This is a genomic window from Tessaracoccus sp. (assembly GCF_016714275.1).
In the GTDB taxonomy this organism is placed as follows: Bacteria; Actinomycetota; Actinomycetes; order Propionibacteriales; family Propionibacteriaceae; genus Arachnia.
The window spans coordinates 867,509-883,926 of sequence record NZ_JADJNP010000002.1; the positions used below are offsets into that span (position 1 = coordinate 867,509).

A 16,418-nucleotide genomic window follows, 5' to 3' on the forward strand; every position below is an offset into this window, starting at 1 on the left:
ATGTCGTCGGCGGCCGAAGGGATGGCCCGTTTTCATCCCTTCGGCCGACACCGCGGGGGCAGCCGTGTGGCCTATGTTGGGGGCCATGCCGCCCCTCTCCCGAACGCAGCGCTGGTGGATGGTGACGCTGTCCATCCTGATGCCGGTAGTGCTGTTCGTTTCCTGGGGCGTGCACCTCGATGCCGGCTTTCCCGAGCCGGCCAACACCGTCCTCATGCTGCTCAATCCCCTCCTCGGCGTGCTCGCCCTCGTCTTGCTGCCGCGTGTCCTGAACCGGGAGACGCAGCCCGGTGAGGAGCAGGATCCGCGGTGGGAGCGTCGGGCGCTGATCACCGGCGCCGTCGTCGTGCTCTTCTCGGGCATCGCGGGGTCGGCCCTCCTTCCCGGGATCGCCGCCGTCGTCTCACTCGCGGGACGACGGCGCCCCGCCTGGGTCGCGGCGGCCGCGCTGTCCTTCGCGGCGGCGGTTGCCATGAACTTCTTCTCCCCCGGCGAGACCATCCCCTGGTACGAGGCGCTGATCGCCACCGTGCTGCTCGCGGCAGTCCTCGTGCTGATCGGCCTCTACCGGGGCGGGCGTCGCGCGCTGCTGCGGTCGCTGCGCCAGGAGGCCGACGCCGCCCACCGCGGCCAGGAGGCCCGGGAGGCGCAGGCCCGCCAGGAGGAGCGCACCGCGATCGCGCGCGAGATGCACGACACGGTCTCGCACCGGCTCGCGCTCGTCTCGCTGCACGCCGGGGCGCTCGAATACCGCGACGACCTCTCTCCCGAGCAGGCGCGCGAGGCGGCCGCCGTTATCCGGCAGGGCGCGCAGGAGGCGGCCGACGAGCTGCGCGCGGCCCTGCAGGTGCTGCGCTCCGACCCGGCCGACACCCGCCCTGCACCGACCCTCGCCGACCTGACTGACCTGGTCGACGGCGTCCGCGCGGCGGGCGCCGAGGTGGCGCTCGAGGTGCGCGTCCCCGACGACGTCGAGATCCCACCCAGCGTCACCGCGCACCTCTACCGGGTCTTGCAGGAGTCGCTGACCAACGCGGTCAAGCATGCGCCGGGCAAGCCGATCGCCGTGCGCGTCGATGTGGTCCCCGGCGAGGGAGCGACGCTCGCCGTCGGGAATCCCCTCGCAGGCGAAGCCGAGCACGGCCTGGGCGCGCGTGTGGGCCTGATCGGGCTGCGCGAACGGGTCGCGCTCGCGGGCGGACGGTTCGACGCCGGGCCGCGCGGCGATCGCTTCGTCCTGGAGACATGGGTGCCGTGGACGCACTGACCGTTCTGCTCGTCGACGACGAGCCGTTGATCCGGGCCGGGCTCCGGTTGGTGCTGGACGGCGCGCAGGGCGTCGAGATCGTCGGCGAGGCGGCCGACGGCGTCGAGGCGGAGGAGCTCGCGGCCCACCTCCTCCCGGACGTCGTGCTGATGGACGTGCGCATGCCGCGTCGCGACGGCGTGGAGGCGACGGCACGGATTCGCGCGCTTCCCGACCCGCCGTCGGTGGTGATGCTGACGGCGTTCGCGACCGACGCCTACGTGCTGGGAGCGCTCCGCGCCGGCGCCTCCGGCTTCCTGCTCAAGCACACCGCACCCCGCCAGCTCGTCGACGCGGTCCGGCAGGCCGCCGCGGGAACGATGACGCTCTCCCCTGAGGCGGCGTCGTCGCTGCTGAGCGCCGCCGACGCCCCGCGCATCGACGGCGTCGAGCGGGTCGCCCAGCTGTCGGAGCGCGAGGCGGAGGTGGCCGACCTCGTCGCCGAGGGCCTGACGAACGCCGAGATCGCCGCCCGCCTCTACCTTTCCCTGCCCACGGTGAAGACGCACCTGGCAAGGATTTTCGAGAAGCTGGCCGTGACCAATCGCGTCCAACTCGCGCTGCTTGTCCACGCTGCCAGACGCGGCTGAGCAGCGACCAAACGCTCACTCATAGAGCGACCAAACGAACACACAATCTACGACCAAACGAACATACGTGCCCCATCGCGGCAGTCTGGGAGATCGGCCCGTAGGCACCGCCCTACTCGGCCAGGCGCGCCGATCCACCGCTAACGTGGCCGTTCGGGCGAGATCCCTCCCAAAACAGCGCCTTATTGTCGAAACGTGTCGGCTGCCCGGGTATAGGTATGCCGACAGACCTTCAGACGCTCACACGGGCGTCGTCGGGCTGCTCCATCGGCTGACTCAGCTCGTGGGTGTGGACGATCCAGTAACTGACGCCGAACAGCACGAACACCATCAGCGCCATGCCGTTGCGGAGGCCGAAGTTCATGGCGTTGAACCCGAGCAGGAAGACCGTGAACATGATCGCGGCCCGCAGCGCGCGCGTCGACGGCTTGGTCATGGGCAGCAGGACGGCGCCCCAGAGCAGGTACCAGCTGTGGATGGCCGGGGCGCAGAGCGCGAACCAGATGAACGAGTAGCTGACGAAGTGCAGTGGGCGCTTCCCGAGGTGGCGGATCGCGTACCACATGATGCCGAGCGCGCCCACGACCGCGCCGATGCCCTTGAACGTCGCGACGACGGCGCGACCGTCCGGGTCTCCGGTCACCAGGTTCACCGGGAACTGGATGATGTGGCCGACGACCGTGAACGGCGAGACGGTGTCCACCATGCCCGGCACGTTGATGGCGTTGATCCAGCCGAAGCCGAGCCCGGACGCCACGGAGATCCCGGCGAACACGGCGGCCGAAAGGCCCAACGACGCCAGCGCCTTCGCCGCCGCGATCGCCGTCGGCTTGAGCTTCCACGACGTCCACGGCGTCACCAGGAACGGCAGCGCGACCGCCACGAGGAACGCCGGCTGCTTGACCGCCGCGGCGACGCCGACGACGAGGGCTCCCCACCACCAGGTGCGGTACCGCATGGTGATGAGGATGCCGAGCAGCATCAGGCCCGTCATCTGGGAGTCGTTGTGCGCGCCGCCGATGAAGTCGATCACGAGGATGGGGTTGAGGACGGCGAACCAGCTGGCCGCGGCCGGGTCGACGCCGACCCGGCGCGCGATGCGCGGCACGCACAGCCCGATCAGCGCAACGCCGAACAGCGCCGGAACCCGCATCGCGATGGCCGACAGGAACGGGTCGAAGTTGACGAGGCCGTCGAGGACATGACTCTGCCAGAGCGCGAGCGGACCATACGGCGCAGTGGTCTCGCGCCACACCCAGGCCACCTGATCGGCGAAGTAGCCGGGCAGCGTTCCCGGGCCGACCTGGTACGGGCTGAGGTGGTTCTCCATCAGCCAGCCGTGGGCGGCGTAGGAGTAGGCGTCGTGCGAGAAGATCGGCGGGCCGAACAGCAGCGGCGCCGCGATGATTCCCAGCACGGGCCAGGTCCGCAGCTCCTGCCTGCCGCGCGCCCGGCGCGCCGCAGGGCGGAGCCGGAACCAGGATTCAAGGAGTGCACCGAGGCCAATCAGGGTCGTGCCCGTCCCCACCCACTTCGTCGTCGGCCCGTCGATGCCCCAGCTACGCAGCACGTCCCACATGGGAGAGGCCTGCGGCAGGTAGGCGGGGCTCAGCGAGCCGATCAGGATGAGCAGGCTGCCGCCGAAACCCAGCCACACGGCACGCGACGACGCGGCCCCGCGCAGGTCGGCGAGAGCTCGGGACAGCCGGCTACGCACCGCCACTGCCAGAGGGAGCGAGCCGATCTCGACCGTGCAGGAGGTCGGCGAGCCGGTCGGCGGACGGCACGTGCGCGCCACCCCAAGCCAGAGCGTCGGCGGGGCACTGCTCGATGCAGATGCCGCAGTACATGCAGAGCGCCCAGTCGATGGCGAATGTGTCGAGCACGTTCTCGGTGCGCGGCCGCGCGCCCGGGGCGGGGATCCGCTTCTCCTGGTGCGACGTCAGCGTGATGCACCAGGTGGGGCACTCGCGGGCGCAGATCATGCAGGAGGTGCAGCGCTCGTCAATCAGCTCAATGCGGCCGTGGATCATCGCGGCCCTCCGATCGGGCGCCGCACCCTCGCGCCGGTCGCCGACAGCGCGACGTCGGCTGGCGTCGCCTCCGGGTCGGCGAGCACGGCGGCGTCGGGCACGCCCGGCGGCACGATCTTCCTGGCACCCGGGGCCGACTGACCCGGCTCGAGGGCGCCGGGCCACGGCGTCGACAACCGCTCCGCGAGCAGGACGTCCTTGCGCAGCGGCGCGCCGCCCGCGTGGTGGATCAGCGGGCGGTTGTCCCCGCCGTCGAACACCACGCCGAACAGGTCATGGACCTGACGCTGCAGCCAGGCGGCGCCGGGAAGGAGGTCCGCGATGTCGGCGAGATGCGCGTCGTCGCGGTCCGTAAGCGTCTCAAGGGTGAAGTCGGCTCCGGTGTCGGGGTTCAGGAGGCGCAACAGCACGCGAATGTGGTCGCTCTTGCCCACCTCGTCGACGGCGGTGAGGTTGGCGAGGAAGGTGTGCCCGCCTGCGAGCGCCCCCGCGACGGCGTCGCGCCACTGCACCTGCTCGATGCGGGTCATGCCGACACCGCCTCAGTTCGCACGGTCGCCAGGAGGTCGTCGAGGGCCGACGGCGGAGGCGGACATCCCGCGATGAAGTGGTCGACCGCCACCAGCGACTCGGCCCCGTTGACCACCGCGTAGGAGTCCCAGTAGGGGCCGCCGACACACGCGCAGGCACCGAAGGCGACGACAACGGCGGGCCGGCCGAGCCCGTCGAGCGCGTGCCGCACGGCGGGCAGGGCGGGAGTGGTCAGGGTGCCGGAGAGCGTGACGACGACGCGGGCGTCGGCGGGGATGTCGCGGGCGTCGCGCTCGCCGCGGCCCTCCGCCGCGGCCTCGGTCTCCAGGGCGCAGCAGGCGAGCGGGATGTCGACCACGAAGACCGATCCATCGTCGAACCAATCCCTCGCCCTGAGCATGCCGCTCAGTCTACGTGGCCGTTGCCGGATGGGTTTGCCGGCGAGGCGTCGTAGAATCCTTGGCGCGATGACGAAACTACCTTCCTGGGTCGGGAGCCTGACCGACGCCGACCTAAACCGGATCTTCGGTGCGGCGACGGTGGCGCGCGGGCGGCAGTACGCGAACCTGGGGAGGGTCTCGTCGATCAAGACCGTCGGCGAGCTGGCCACGGCGACGGTCCGCGGGAGCAACTACCGCTCCTACCACTGCACGGTCCACGGCGGCCCCTCCACCATGCGGGCCACCTGCTCGTGCCCCATGCAACGCGACTGCAAGCACTGCGTGGCTCTCGTGCTCACGCTGATGAAGCCGGGCGCGCAGCCGCGGGTCATCCGCTGGCAGACGGCACTCGCCCAGTTCCTCCCGAAGGCCGACGACGGCGCCCCTCTTGCGCTGCAGGTCGCCGAGGAGGTGGGCACGCTGACTCTGCGCCTGCTGCGGCCGGGCAAGCGCGAGAACTGGATCCGTTCCGGCATCAGCTGGGACGACGTCGCCTACCCCAACGCCGGGATCAGGGAGGCACACCGCGTCGCGCTGGGTGCGCTCCGCGCCGCCGACAACGCCAACGGCTACGGCCGCCGCGAGACCCTCTCGATGGCCGAGATGCTGCCTTCGGGCTGGGCGGCGCTCGCCGACGCCGTCGCCGCGGGAGTGACCCTGCTGCCGGGCACCTCTTACTCCGGACGCCCGATGGCCGAGCCGCGACTGCTGTCCGGCATCGAGCCGGTGCTGGGCATCTCTCTCGACGGCGACGCGCTCGCTGTGCGGACCCTCGCCCGCGTGGAGGGCCGGGACGTCGTCCTGCCCGGGCGGTCGTTCCTCGGCCTTCCTGCCCACGGGGCGTGGCTGGTCCAGGACGACGAACTGCTGATCGGTCCGCTCACCCGGGCGCTCTCCCCGGCCGCCGCAGGCCTCTTCCGCCAGGGCGAGGTCCGCATCCCGACGGACGAGGCCGAGACGTTCGCCGCCGGCTACCTTCCCCAGCTGCGGCGCGCGGTCGCCGTCGAGCTGGGCGACGGCGTCGTCCTGCCCGAGCCCGAGCCTCCCCGCCTGCTGTGCCGGGTCGACTTCGGCGAACGCACGGCTAGCGTGCGGTGGGGCTTCCGCTACCAGGTCGGGACGACGAGCCACGACGTCGGGCTCGCCCCGGCCGCGGGCGTCGCGCGCGACCGTGCCGCCGAGGCGCGGCTCGCCGACAAGGTCCCGCACGGCCCGTGGGTCGAGACAGGCCTGACCGGCGCCGAGCTGCGCCCGGCGTTCCTCACCGGCCGCCCGCTGATCTCCTTCGTGTCCGAGGTGCTGCCCGCGCTGGAGGGCCGCGACGACGTCGTCCTCGAGCTGAACCGCGACGCCCCGGTCTTCACGCTGGCCGACGATGACCCCGTTGTGAGGCTGTCGGTCGGCGAGGCCGAGGCCGGCGACTGGTTCGATCTCCACGTCGAGGTCACCGTCGGCGAGGAGAAGGTGCCGCTGGCGGACCTGCTTGCCGCGCTCGCCGCCGGCGACGACCATCTGATGCTGGACTCCGGCACCTGGTTCTCGCTCGACGCGCCGGAGCTGACCGAGCTGCGGATCCTCGTCGAGGAGGCGAAGCTGATCGTCGATGTCGACGGCGACACCTTCCGGCTGCGCCCCGAGCACGCAGGTCTTTGGGAGGAACTCGTCTCGCTGGGCGTGATCACCGAGCAGGCGGAGTCGTGGCGGTCGGCCGTCGGCGCGCTGCTCGACCCTTCGTCGCTGCCCGAGGTGCCCGTGCCAGACAGCCTCGAGGCGGAGCTGCGTCCCTACCAGGCGACAGGCTTCGAGTGGCTGAGCTTCCTGCTCGCGTCCCGCCTGGGCGGCATCCTCGCCGACGAGATGGGGCTCGGCAAGACGGTCCAGGCACTGGCGCTCGCCCTGTCGGCCAAGGAGCGCGGAGCCCTGAAGGGACCGATCCTCGTGGTGGCGCCGACGTCGGTGATCGGCACCTGGGCGGCGGAGGCTGCCCGGTTCGCACCGAGTCTCCGCACCGTCACGGTGACAGCGACCGCGGCCAAGCGCAACGAGCCCCTCGCCGCCAGCATCGACGGCGCCGACGTCGTCGTCACGTCCTACACGCTGCTGCGCTTGGAGTCGGAGCAGTACCGCGAGGTCGGCTGGGGCGCCGTGCTGCTGGACGAGGCGCAGTTCGTGAAGAACCACGCCTCGAAGGCTTACCAGGCGGTGCGGAAGCTGAACGCGGGCGTGAAGATCGCGCTGACCGGCACGCCGCTGGAGAACAACCTGATGGACCTGTGGTCACTGCTCTCGATCACGGCCCCCGGCCTCTTCCCGGACCCGAAGGCCTTCACCACCGCGTTCCGCCGCCCCATCGAGGGCGGGGACACCGAGGCGTTGGCCCGGCTCCACCGCCGCATCCGTCCGCTGATCCTGCGCCGCACGAAGGCGGCCGTCGCTGCGGAGCTGCCGGAGAAGCAGGAACAGATCGTCCCTGTCGAGCTGTCACCCGGCCACCGCAGGCTCTACGACCGGCACCTGGCCCGTGAGCGCCAGAAGGTGCTGGGCCTGCTCGGCGACCTCGGCCGCAACCGCATCACGATCCTGCGCTCGCTCACGCTGCTGCGCCAGCTCAGCCTCTCCCCCGCGCTGATCGACGATGCGCACCCCGCGGCGTCGGCGAAGATCGACACCCTGGTGGAGATGCTGGGCGAGGTCATCGCCGAGGGCCACCGCGCGCTGGTGTTCTCGCAGTTCACCGGCTTCCTCGGCCTCGTCCGGGAGCGGTTCGCCGCGGACGGCATCGCGTACGAGTATCTCGACGGCCGCACCCGCGACCGCGCCGGCGCCATCGACGGCTTCCGCGAGGGCGACGCGCCCGTCTTCCTGATCAGCCTCAAGGCCGGCGGCTTCGGGCTGACCCTGACCGAGGCGGACTACGTGTTCATCCTCGATCCGTGGTGGAACCCCGCGGCGGAGAGCCAGGCGATCGACCGCACGCACCGAATCGGCCAGGACAAGCCCGTCAACGTCTACCGGCTCGTCGCGAGCGACACCATCGAGGAGAAGGTGGTCGAGCTCCAGGCGCGAAAGCGCCACCTGTTCGACGCCGTCGTCGGCACCGGCTCCGACGTGGCCGCCCCGCTCTCGGCCGACGAGATCCTCGGCCTGCTGGATACCTGACGCCGGTTGAGCCAGGCCACGGCTGGTCGAGCCGAGACGCGTCGACGACGTCGACCGCGTCTCCTGGTCGTCGCCAATGAACCGTATCCAGTCCATGGACATGTGCCGGTCATGGGCTTCGACACGGCGCTCCCTCGTCGCGGCCCGGCTCAGCCAGCGGGGGTCAATCCGCGGGGGTAAGGGTCAGCGTCGCGGTGGTCGTGGACGCGACCGCCTGCGGCGTGAACGCCCACAGGTACTGCTCGCCGCGCGCCCAGCCCTCGGTCTGGTCCACGTAGTCGGGGTGGAACGGATGCCCGCTCTGGCCGGTGAGGTTCTGCCAGGTCGAGGCGTCCCAGTCCGCGACGTCGACCACCATCCGCATCGATGGCACGGTCACCGTCGCATAGCCCTGGCCGAGGTTCCAGCCGGTCGCGTTCACGACGCTGGAGCCTCCGCCGACGGGGTAAGGGCCGCGGTTGAACAGCGCCTCGACCGGGCCGATGCCGCTCGTGCCGAACGTGGCATGAGTCAGGGTGATGGCGTGCAGCCGACCCCAGTTCCACCCGGCCGGATCCGTCCCCTGCAGCGCGGTGATCTCGGCGAGCGCGTCCGCGGCCGCGCCGTCGAGGAGCTGTTGCCGGGTCGTCGCCCCGTCCTGGGTCCACCACGGCGAGTCCGGTGCGGCTAGCTGCAGTTCGAGGAAGCGGGCCAGCCGGGCCTGGTCCCCGCGCCCGATCTCGCCGCCGTGGCCCTCCATGAGCCGGGCCGTCAGGTGCTCCCACAGCACGTTCGCGAAGGCGGCGGCCGCCGAGTCGGGCGCGTTCTGGCCGTCCCAGTCGGCGAGCATGCCGAGCGCGGTCCGCAGGCGCTCGTCGCCGGGCGCGGCACCTTCATACGCCTTCTTGAGCGAGGCCGCGGCGGGCATCTGGTTGTCCAGCTGGATCGCGGCGAGGTCGGCGGCGCTCACAGGGCCGTCGGCGAGCTTGGTCTCCAGCAACTCGACGATGCGGGCGGCGCGGTAGCCGTAGTCCCAGTCGTCGGTCAGGTGGTAGCGGTAGTCGTCGTTCACGATGGCGTTGTTGGCCGTGACGATGTAGCCCGCCTCCGGGTTGTACGTCCAGGGCAGCTCCTCGAACGGGATGAAGCCCTGCCAGTCGTACTCACTGCCCCATCCCGGCGTGGGCAGGGAGCCGTCCCGACCGGTGGCGCGGATCGGCAGCCGGCCCGGCGTCTGGTAGCCGATGTTGCCTTCCGCGTCGGCATAGATCAGGTTCTGTGCGGGAACGGCGAACAGCGCGGCGGCCTCGCGGAACTCCGCGAAGTCGCTCGCGAGGTTCAGCCCGAAGATCGCCTCGGTGGTGGTGCCGGGATCCAGCGCGGTCCAGCGCAGCGACAGCGCCGCCTTCGCGGGTTCCTTCGCTCCCTCGGCGATCTCGCCCCAGCCGTAGCCGAGGTCGGAGACCACGGGTCCGTGCCCTGTCTCGCGGATCGTGATGGTGACGTCCTCACCACCGGCGACCTTGATCGTCTCCTGCCGAACGGCCATGTCCTTCCACTGTCCGTCGTAGAGGTAGCGGTCGCCGTCGACGTTCTCGACGAAAAGGTCGGCGACGTCGGTGGTCAGGTTCGTGAAGCCCCAGGCGATGTGCGGGTTGTGCCCGATGACGATGCCCGGCAGCCCCGAGAAGCTGAAGCCCGCGACGTCGAACGGGCACGCCTCGGTGACCGCCCTGCAGCGCAGCTGCGCCTGCGTCCAGACCGATGGCAGCGCCGCGCCCAGGTGCGGGTCGTTGGCGAGCAGCGGCCGGCCCGTCGTCGTGTGTGCCCCGGAGACCACCCAGGAGTTGGAGCCGATGCCCTCACCCTTGCTCCCGAGGAGCTTGTCCGCCTGGGCGATGAGCTCGGCGAGCGGGGTGCGCTGGAAGGTCTCGATCGCGGACCGGATGCGTTCGCCCGCGGTGGCGCCGCCGCCCTCGACGACCGCCGTCGCCAGGACCTTCCTGCCCGCGGGGTCGTCGGCGAGGATGACGGGATGCTCGTCGAACGGATAGCCCGGGTAGAGCTCGGCGAGCCGTTCGGCGTCGAGGAACCGCGCCTCGAGCGCGCGCGTCTCCTCGTCTCCGACGTTGGAGACCAGGTCCCAGGCCATCGCCTTCATCCAGGCGACAGAGTCGGCAGGCTCCCACGGCTCGGGCGCGTAGCCCGGGTTCTGGAACCCGAGCAGCGCGTGCTCGAGCGAGAGACTGGCGCCCGCGTGGTCCGCGAGGTAGGCGTTCACGCCTGCCGCATAGGACTCGTAGTAGCCGCGGATCGCCGGCGGCAGGGCCTCGACCTCCTTCTCGGCGACGCGACGCCAGCCGAGCGTCCGCAGGAAGGTATCGGTGGCGACCTGCCCCTCCCCGAACAGCTCCGAGAGCCTCCCGCTGGTCAGGTGCCGCCGGAAGTCCATTTCCCAGAAGCGGTCCTGGGCATGCACGTAGCCCTGCGCGAAGAAGAGGTCCTCGGAGGTCTCGGCGGTGATCGTTGGGATGCCGCGCGCGTCGCGCTGCACCGTCGCATCGTGAGTGAGGCCGGCGAGCGTGACGGTTCCGCTCGTCGTCGGGAACGACCGCCGCACCGTCCAGACGCCGTAACCGACGCCCGCGAGTGCGAGCACGACGACAACCGCGACGACCCAGGCGAGCACGCGCAGCACCCTCCGCCGCTTTCGTGGCGCCTTCCGCTCGACCGGCAGAGGCGTCCCTGCATCCGGCTCGGCCATGGCCCCTCCCCCGGGTGCGCGCCGCACGGCGCGCCATGGGGCCATCGTGTCCCTCCTTCCCACCCCGGTCAAGAGGTCTGCGGCGGTGGCGTTCACCGATGGCGCAAGGAACTCGGGTCCTCGGGGCCGGCGGCCAGGCCTAGAATGGGCAAGGTTTGCGATCGACAGGACTGAAGGTTTTATTCGTGCCCAAGCAGCATCAGCTACAACGAGTTGTGATCCGTTTCGCCGGGGACTCCGGCGACGGCATGCAGCTGACCGGCGACCGCTTCACGGCGGAGACGGCCAGTTTCGGCAACGACATCGCCACCCTGCCCAACTTCCCGGCCGAGATCCGCGCGCCACAGGGCACGCTGCCCGGCGTTTCCAGCTTCCAGCTGCACTTCGCGAACTTCGACATCGTCACGCCGGGCGACGTGCCTGACGTGCTGGTCGCCATGAACCCCGCGGCCCTGAAGGCGAATCTGCGCGACGTGCCGCGCGGCGGGACGATCATCGTCGACACGGCGGACTTCACCAAGCGCAACCTCGCCAAGATCGGCTGGCTGCACAACCCGCTCGAGGACGGCACCCTCAGCAACTACTCCGTGCATGCCTTGGACCTCACCGGGCTGGCGACGGGCGCCGTCGCCGAGTTCGGGCTGACCCGCAAGGACGCCTCCCGCACGAAGAACATGTTCGCGCTCGGCCTGCTCAGTTGGCTGTACTCGCGACCCGTCGAGGGCACCATCGACTTCCTCGCGGAGAAGTTCGCGAGCAAGCCGCTCTACCGCGACGCGAACACCGCGGCTTTCAAGGCCGGCTACGCGTACGGCGAGACCACAGAGACCTTCGAGGTGCAGTACCACGTCGACAAGGCACCGATGCCCAAGGGCCGCTACCGCCAGGTCTCCGGCAACCTTGCGACGGCGTACGGCCTGATGGCCGGCGCACACAAGGCAGGGCTTCAGCTGTTCCTCGGTTCCTACCCCATCACACCGGCCTCAGACATCCTGCACGAGCTGTCGCGCCGCAAGGACGTCGGCGTCATGACGTTCCAGGCCGAGGACGAGATCGCCGGTGTCGGCGCCGCGGTCGGGGCGTCGTTCGCGGGCGCGCTGGGCGTGACCACGACATCGGGTCCCGGCATGGCGCTGAAGGCCGAGGCGATCGGCCTCGCCGTGATGACCGAGCTTCCACTCGTCGTCGTGAACGTGCAGCGCGCGGGCCCGTCGACGGGCATGCCGACAAAGACGGAGCAGGCGGACCTCCTGCAGGCCCTCTACGGCCGCAACGGAGAGTCTCCGGTCCCGGTGATCGCGGCCAAGTCGTCGACCGACTGCTTCGACACCGCGTTGGAGGCGTGCCGGATCGCGATCAAGTACCGCACCCCGGTGATCATGCTGTCCGACGGGTACCTGGCCAACGGCGCCGAGCCGTGGAAGATCCCTAACCTGGACGACATCGAGCCCATCGACCCCAACTTCGCGACGGGGCCGAACGGCGTGGACGAGAAGGGCCAGCCTGTCTTCCTCCCCTTCCTGCGCGACCCCGAGACCCTCGCGCGCGAGTGGGCGATTCCGGGCACGCCCGGCCTTGAGCATCGCATCGGCGGCATCGAGAAGGCCGACGGCACGGGCAACGTCTCCTACGATCCCGACAACCATGAGCTGATGACGAAGACGCGCCACGCCAAGATCAAGGGCATCGCGCGCGACATCCCGGATCTCGAGGTGGAGGATCCTTCCGGCGAGGCGAGGATCCTCGTCATCGGCTGGGGTTCGAGTTACGGCCCGATCACCGCGGCCTCGCGCCGCGTGCGTAAGACGGGCCGCAAGATCGCCACCGCGCACCTGCGTCACCTGAACCCGATGCCGCCGAACCTCGCCGAGGTGCTGCGCGGCTACGAGAAGATCATCGTGCCGGAGATGAACCTCGGCCAGCTGGCGGCGCTGCTGCGCGCGCGTACGCTTGTCGACGTGTCGGGTTACGGTCGCATCCGTGGCTTGCCCATCTCCATCGTCGACCTCGAGGCGGACCTGATCGCCGAGCTCGACGTCATCGACCCCATCACCGCGGAGGAGCTGTCATGACCGCAACTGGCCTGGCCGGCGTCCCGCTCGCCATCGAGCCGCTGACCCGCAAGGACTTCACCAGCGACCAGGAGGTCCGCTGGTGCCCGGGCTGCGGTGACTACGTCGTCTTGTCGGCGTTCCAGGGGATGATCGCCGACCTGGGGCTGCGGCGCGAGAACAGCGTGATCGTCTCCGGCATCGGCTGCTCTTCGCGCTTCCCGTACTACGTCGACACCTACGGCATGCACTCGATCCACGGCCGCGCGCCGGCGATCGCGACGGGCATCGCGATGTCGCGGCCGGACCTGAACGTGTGGGTGATCACGGGTGACGGTGACTCGCTGTCGATCGGCGGCAATCACCTGATCCACGCGCTGCGCCGCAACGTGAACATCACCATCCTGTTGTTCAACAACCGCATCTACGGCCTCACGAAGGGCCAGTACTCGCCGACGTCGGAGATCGGCAAGGTCACGAAGTCGAGCCCGTACGGCTCACTGGATGAGCCGTTCAACCCGATCTCGCTGGCGCTGGGCGCGGAGGCGACCTTCGTGGCCCGCACCGTCGACTCGGACCGGGCGCAGCTCACCGAGATCCTGACCGCTGCCGCCAACCATCGCGGCGCGGCCCTTGTCGAGATCTACCAGAACTGCCCCATCTTCAACGACGACGCCTTCGAGGATCTGAAGGGTCCCCGTGCGGAGGAGACGTTGATCCGGCTGAAGCACGGCGAGCCGGTCACGTGGGGCGTCGAGAACCCCCGGGCCCTGATCCGGAAGGCCGACGGCGACCTGGCCATCGTGCCCGCCGCCGAGGCCGAGCCGTCGCAGATCGTGATCCACGACGAGACGCGCCCCGACCCGTCGCAGGCCTTCGCGATCTCGCGGCTAACCGAGAGCGGCCACCTCGACCAGGCCCCTGTCGGCATCTTCCGCCGCGTCGAGCGCCCGTCCTACGACGACCTGACCCGGGACCAGATCGCGCTCGCGCAGTCGGGCAGCAACGGCAAGACGCTGCAGTCGATCATCACCGGCCCCTCCACTTGGCTGGCCGACGAGACCGGCTCCCAGGCGTAGCTCGCCGCTAAGTCCTTAACCGCTGGCTATTCCACCAGATCTGGTGGAATAGCCAGCGGTGAGCGCTCGGGACAGCGACGGCATCGACGTCGCCGCCCCTTCCAGCCACGGAGCGCGAGGGCCTCCTCCAACTGCTCCGCGGCGAGACAAGCCTGATACACCACCGCATGCCAGCCGTAGCGCAACGTGACCGAGTCCAGGCGGATCGCGTGTGCGTTGTCGCGGAACATGTCCTTCGACCACTCGGTGTGGTCGCGGATGCCGTCGAGTTCCACGATCACACCGAACTCGCTGAACCTGCAGTCGATGCGCCCCTCGCTGGAAGTGACCTGCCGCTCTGGGGTCGGCAGCCGGTGCGCGGCGAGCACCACCTCACCGAAGAGCCATTCGAGCGCGCTCTCGATCCCCGCCTTGCCGGCCGAACACAAACCACGGATCCGCGCGCCGTGTCGCGTGCGCGTGCGGTCGTCCAGCGCGGCGAGCAGGCGCTCCGGCGTCGTGAGCCGGCGGGAGAGAGCGCGCGCAACGGCGTCGACGGTGCCTATCTCGCTGTTGTCACGTGTCAGGTCGAGCAGGCTCTGCTCGACGGCCAGCCTTGCCGGTGCTCCCCGCCCGGCCCGCACCCCGCGCCGCGGCCGGGTGCGCCAAGCCCCGACGTTGATCGGTTCGTGGTCGCCGCCGTCCCACACCACGATTTCCGATGGCGGGTCGCGCAGGACACCGTTCAGATACGCAGCGGCCGAAGAGCCGAGCACTGCATTGGGCCCCGTGTAGAGCGATGCCGCCCACGCGGCGGACTCGAACGTTGGGGTTCGCGCCAGGTAGAGCCCCCGGGCCAGCCGGTCCCAGTCCGCCGTGACGCGCTCACATACCCGTCGGGTGAGGCCCGCGTCGAGTAGCTGTGCGACCGTGAGCACGCCATGTTGATGGTTGAGGAGCTGCGCCACGCTGGGCGGCAGAGGCTGTCGTGATGGCATTCCGCCAGTCTTTGAGCATCGGGCCCCAAGCGCACGCTTTCCGGCGCCACGGACAACACCTATGGCCGATCGGACAACACTCCGCCCGAAGTGAAGCCCTTAACCGCTGGCTATTCCACCAAATCTGGTGGAATAGCCAGCGGTGAGCGCGTACTACCCGATTCAAAGACGCCGGCGCTTCGGACCGGCCTGGTTGATGACTCGATACCTCGTGCGAACGAGCCGCTCCGAAGTGACCTGGCAGTCGATGAGCTCCGCCCGAATCGGCAGCTGGGTGTCGTCGAGTTGTGCGCCGTCCATGATCGACGGGGTGCCGAGGCCGCCAACCAGGCCGGGCAGCGTGACGACGTCGATCTCGTCGACCAGACCCGCGCGAAGGAGGGCGGCGTTCAGGGTGCCACCCGAGTCGGCGACCACCGTCCGGGCGCCCAGGACCGCGGCGAGCCGCAGGTCAGCGTGATCGAGCAGCCCAGCGAGGAACTCGGCTCCTGGGCGGGCCAACTGCTGGCGACCCGCGCCAAGGGCGGCGCGATGCTGCACGCCCGCATCACCCTGGAGCCCGTCCTCCGCGCCCGCACCAGCACCCTCGGCACCGCTCACGCGGAGAAGAGGACTTACGACACGCGGCACTAGGGTGGGGGCATGGCCGACGACGTTCAGTTGCCCCGCGTGTACCAGGACTCGATGCGCGCGCAGTGGGCATCCGCGGCGTCGCTCGTGCTCATCCTGCCTCCCGCGATCCTGATCCCCGGGAGTCGGCTCCGCGCCGAAGGCGCCGACGCGGCTGCACGGATGGTCGCGGTCGTCGACCTGTTGCTCGTGGTGTTCGCACTGATGTGGGTGGTCTTCGCCGGGCTGTATCTCGTGTGGACGCACCGGATCTTCGCGCGCATGTCACCGGCCCGGCTGCAGGCCGTCGCGGCTACACAGGGGCAGGCCCGGACACGGCTGAGCGACGAGCTGACAGGCTTGGGCGGGGCATCGTCGTGGTCGGTGAACGCCGCAGGCACCGCCGTCGTCGGGTCCGTCGCGTTGATGCTCTTTTCGGACCGGCTTCCTCACCTCGTCGCGCCGCTGCTGGCCATCGGCATGGCGGTGTCGTCGTGGCTCGCGATGGCCTACGCATTCGCGTTGCGCTACCTGCGCCTCGATGCCCAGAGCGCCTGCTTCGAGTTCGTCGTCGAGCGCCCGCTGCGGTTCGTCGACTACCTCTCGCACTCGTTGATGATCTCGACGCTCGGCGGCTCGGCGGCGACGCCCCGGACGCGGCCGGCGCTGCAGGCTCAGCGGACGCACACGCTGCTCGCGTTCCTCTTCAATGCGGTCGTCGTCGCCCTGACGGTCTCACTCGTCGTAGCACGGTCGCCCGCTGAGGGCGGCGTGGCCGGCGGCTCAGGATCCGGGGACTCGCGGTGGGCTTCCACCCAGGCGCGGGCGTCCTCGCTCGCCTCGGCGAGCACGCTGCCGCGCCATTCGTTGCTCCGGTAGTAGTTCTCTTCGCCGAGTTGC

The 16,418-nt window shown here is 70.3% G+C and carries 13 protein-coding genes; 6 read left to right on the forward strand and 7 right to left on the reverse strand.

The window, feature by feature from the left end; genetic code table 11:
- Nucleotides 1-85 precede the first annotated feature (85 nt).
- Together IPJ61_RS12720 and IPJ61_RS12725 are read left to right on the forward strand one after the other, a co-directional pair.
- On the forward strand, nucleotides 86-1,267 hold the full coding sequence (locus IPJ61_RS12720; RefSeq protein WP_297107884.1) for a sensor histidine kinase: 1,182 nt from the start codon (nucleotides 86-88) through the stop codon (nucleotides 1,265-1,267).
- On the forward strand, nucleotides 1,246-1,896 hold the full coding sequence (locus tag IPJ61_RS12725) for a response regulator (RefSeq protein WP_297107886.1): 651 nt from the start codon (nucleotides 1,246-1,248) through the stop codon (nucleotides 1,894-1,896). Before IPJ61_RS12720 ends, IPJ61_RS12725 begins: the two co-directional genes overlap by 22 nt.
- Nucleotides 1,897-2,128: 232 nt before the next feature.
- On the opposite strand, the gene mptB is transcribed toward IPJ61_RS12725, so the two are convergent.
- From mptB to IPJ61_RS12745, 4 genes are read right to left on the reverse strand one after another with little or no spacing between them, the layout of a single operon-like run.
- The gene (gene mptB / locus IPJ61_RS12730; RefSeq protein ID WP_297107888.1) at nucleotides 2,129-3,613 is read right to left on the reverse strand and encodes a polyprenol phosphomannose-dependent alpha 1,6 mannosyltransferase MptB; all 1,485 of its coding nucleotides are present in this window, start codon (nucleotides 3,611-3,613) and stop codon (nucleotides 2,129-2,131) included.
- A complete protein-coding gene (locus tag IPJ61_RS12735) occupies nucleotides 3,606-3,929 on the reverse strand; it encodes a 4Fe-4S binding protein (RefSeq protein WP_366505592.1) in 324 nt (107 codons plus the stop codon). The genes mptB and IPJ61_RS12735 overlap by 8 nt, the downstream gene beginning before the upstream one ends.
- Nucleotides 3,926-4,459 carry an NADH-quinone oxidoreductase subunit C gene (locus tag IPJ61_RS12740; RefSeq protein ID WP_297107890.1) on the reverse strand — a complete coding sequence of 178 codons (534 nt, stop codon included), beginning with the start codon at nucleotides 4,457-4,459 and terminating at the stop codon, nucleotides 3,926-3,928. Before IPJ61_RS12740 ends, IPJ61_RS12735 begins: the two co-directional genes overlap by 4 nt.
- Nucleotides 4,456-4,860 (reverse strand): NADH-quinone oxidoreductase subunit B, encoded by a 405-nt coding sequence (locus IPJ61_RS12745; protein ID WP_297107892.1) that lies wholly within the window; start codon nucleotides 4,858-4,860, stop codon nucleotides 4,456-4,458. The genes IPJ61_RS12740 and IPJ61_RS12745 overlap by 4 nt, the downstream gene beginning before the upstream one ends.
- Nucleotides 4,861-4,927: 67 nt before the next feature.
- Between IPJ61_RS12745 and IPJ61_RS12750 the strand changes: the two genes are divergently transcribed.
- Nucleotides 4,928-8,059 (forward strand): DEAD/DEAH box helicase, encoded by a 3,132-nt coding sequence (locus IPJ61_RS12750; RefSeq protein WP_297107894.1) that lies wholly within the window; start codon nucleotides 4,928-4,930, stop codon nucleotides 8,057-8,059.
- Between the two features lie 163 nt (nucleotides 8,060-8,222).
- On the opposite strand, the gene IPJ61_RS12755 is transcribed toward IPJ61_RS12750, so the two are convergent.
- Nucleotides 8,223-10,847: a penicillin acylase family protein gene (locus IPJ61_RS12755; protein WP_297107895.1), complete on the reverse strand. Its 2,625-nt coding sequence runs from the start codon at nucleotides 10,845-10,847 to the stop codon at nucleotides 8,223-8,225.
- A 140-nt stretch (nucleotides 10,848-10,987) separates the two neighbouring features.
- Here IPJ61_RS12755 and IPJ61_RS12760 point away from each other — a divergent pair, with 140 nt between their 5' ends.
- Both IPJ61_RS12760 and IPJ61_RS12765 read left to right on the forward strand, forming a co-directional pair.
- On the forward strand, nucleotides 10,988-12,874 hold the full coding sequence (locus tag IPJ61_RS12760; RefSeq protein WP_297107896.1) for a 2-oxoacid:acceptor oxidoreductase subunit alpha: 1,887 nt from the start codon (nucleotides 10,988-10,990) through the stop codon (nucleotides 12,872-12,874).
- Nucleotides 12,871-13,932 carry a 2-oxoacid:ferredoxin oxidoreductase subunit beta gene (locus IPJ61_RS12765; protein ID WP_297107897.1) on the forward strand — a complete coding sequence of 354 codons (1,062 nt, stop codon included), beginning with the start codon at nucleotides 12,871-12,873 and terminating at the stop codon, nucleotides 13,930-13,932. Before IPJ61_RS12760 ends, IPJ61_RS12765 begins: the two co-directional genes overlap by 4 nt.
- Nucleotides 13,933-13,958: 26 nt before the next feature.
- On the opposite strand, the gene IPJ61_RS12770 is transcribed toward IPJ61_RS12765, so the two are convergent.
- Both IPJ61_RS12770 and IPJ61_RS12775 read right to left on the reverse strand, forming a co-directional pair.
- Complete coding sequence (locus tag IPJ61_RS12770) at nucleotides 13,959-14,909, reverse strand: hypothetical protein (protein WP_297107898.1); 951 nt, start codon at nucleotides 14,907-14,909, stop codon at nucleotides 13,959-13,961.
- A gap of 162 nt (nucleotides 14,910-15,071) precedes the next feature.
- Nucleotides 15,072-15,509 carry a dihydrofolate reductase family protein gene (locus IPJ61_RS12775; RefSeq protein ID WP_297107899.1) on the reverse strand — a complete coding sequence of 146 codons (438 nt, stop codon included), beginning with the start codon at nucleotides 15,507-15,509 and terminating at the stop codon, nucleotides 15,072-15,074.
- Between the two features lie 42 nt (nucleotides 15,510-15,551).
- Between IPJ61_RS12775 and IPJ61_RS22200 the strand changes: the two genes are divergently transcribed.
- Complete coding sequence (locus IPJ61_RS22200) at nucleotides 15,552-16,397, forward strand: DUF1345 domain-containing protein (RefSeq protein ID WP_366505595.1); 846 nt, start codon at nucleotides 15,552-15,554, stop codon at nucleotides 16,395-16,397.
- Nucleotides 16,398-16,418 lie beyond the last annotated feature (21 nt).

Excerpts from the sequence above, each read along its gene's own strand:
- IPJ61_RS12745 (WP_297107892.1), bottom strand. The coding sequence starts at position 4,860 with ATGCTCAGGGCGAGGGATTGGTTCGACGATGGATCGGTCTTCGTGGTC.
- IPJ61_RS12765 (WP_297107897.1), top strand. The coding sequence starts at position 12,871 with ATGACCGCAACTGGCCTGGCCGGCGTCCCGCTCGCCATCGAGCCGCTG.
- IPJ61_RS12770 (WP_297107898.1), bottom strand. The coding sequence starts at position 14,909 with ATGCCATCACGACAGCCTCTGCCGCCCAGCGTGGCGCAGCTCCTCAAC.
- IPJ61_RS22200 (WP_366505595.1), top strand. The coding sequence starts at position 15,552 with ATGGCCGACGACGTTCAGTTGCCCCGCGTGTACCAGGACTCGATGCGC.
- IPJ61_RS12755 (WP_297107895.1), bottom strand. The coding sequence starts at position 10,847 with ATGGCCCCATGGCGCGCCGTGCGGCGCGCACCCGGGGGAGGGGCCATG.
- IPJ61_RS12720 (WP_297107884.1), top strand. The coding sequence starts at position 86 with ATGCCGCCCCTCTCCCGAACGCAGCGCTGGTGGATGGTGACGCTGTCC.
- IPJ61_RS12725 (WP_297107886.1), top strand. The coding sequence starts at position 1,246 with ATGGGTGCCGTGGACGCACTGACCGTTCTGCTCGTCGACGACGAGCCG.
- IPJ61_RS12735 (WP_366505592.1), bottom strand. The coding sequence starts at position 3,929 with ATGATCCACGGCCGCATTGAGCTGATTGACGAGCGCTGCACCTCCTGC.
- IPJ61_RS12750 (WP_297107894.1), top strand. The coding sequence starts at position 4,928 with ATGACGAAACTACCTTCCTGGGTCGGGAGCCTGACCGACGCCGACCTA.
- IPJ61_RS12740 (WP_297107890.1), bottom strand. The coding sequence starts at position 4,459 with ATGACCCGCATCGAGCAGGTGCAGTGGCGCGACGCCGTCGCGGGGGCG.